The sequence below is a fragment of the Parendozoicomonas haliclonae genome, from assembly GCF_900174585.1.
Classification (GTDB): Bacteria; Pseudomonadota; Gammaproteobacteria; order Pseudomonadales; family Endozoicomonadaceae; genus Sansalvadorimonas; species Sansalvadorimonas haliclonae.
Genome location: NZ_FWPT01000036.1, coordinates 1 through 851 on the forward strand (window position 1 = coordinate 1; position 851 = coordinate 851).

Annotated in this window: 1 protein-coding gene and 2 rRNA genes; all 3 read left to right on the top strand. The window is 45.9% G+C overall.

The window, feature by feature from the left end:
* Positions 1-109: ribosomal RNA gene (locus EHSB41UT_RS24110) — 23S ribosomal RNA — on the top strand; the annotation flags it as partial.
* 126 nt (positions 110-235) lie between these two features.
* Positions 236-351, top strand: a 5S ribosomal RNA gene (gene rrf / locus EHSB41UT_RS24115).
* A 304-nt stretch (positions 352-655) separates the two neighbouring features.
* Positions 656-851 (top strand): hypothetical protein (locus EHSB41UT_RS24755; RefSeq protein ID WP_207626715.1); only part of this gene is annotated, 196 nt, incomplete at its 3' end.

The window sequence follows — 851 nt, forward strand, 5'->3', positions numbered from 1 at the left end:
ACTTGATCCCCTGAAGAGCCGTTCAAGACCAGGACGTTGATAGGCTGGGTGTGTAAGCGTTGTGAGGCGTTGAGCTAACCAGTACTAATGACTCGTGCGGCTTGACCATATAACGCCAAAGCGATCTTTATAAAGAAAGATCAGATAACGCGAAAGATTTACCACGCACAAAGTGCAAAGCAACGAACGACAGATTCTATAGTGTGTTGTCCTCTGGCAGCACACACCGTTTTCGCCTGGCGACCAAAGAGCTTTGGAACCACCTGACTCCATCCCGAACTCAGCAGTGAAACGAAGCATCGCCGATGGTAGTGTGGGGCCTCCCCATGTGAGAGTAGGTCATCGCCAGGCACTTATTAGAGAACCCCAGTCGTCGAAAGATGACTGGGGTTTTTGCTATTTATGTAAGCCGTCTCTTTTTGATTCAATTCAAAGCGCTTAAGACCTTCGGAAGTGATTGACTTCAAAGGAATTAAGAGTAAGATACGCGCCTCGTTGAGAGATTCCAGGTCAGCATCGAAACATTGTTTCGGGATTGAAAAACGAATCACTTGACACTGATCGGGCCATCAGTAAAATGGCGGCCTCGCTTGAGCGACCAGCTACTGAGTTGGAATTAAGCTTAAGTCTTCCTCTTCACAAGATGCGATGAAGAGTGATCTTTAACAAAGAATTCAGACAATTCGTGTGGGCGCTTGTCTGGCAGGATGAAGCTTTCTTCTCAACTCCTCGTGAGTATGAAGAAATGCAAAAAATACTTTGTTCTGTTAAACAAGTGACTCATCAATTTATTGAGAGTAATTTGCGTAATAGAGCCGCTTCTCTACCGTCTTCGGACTGTGGGGATGCAA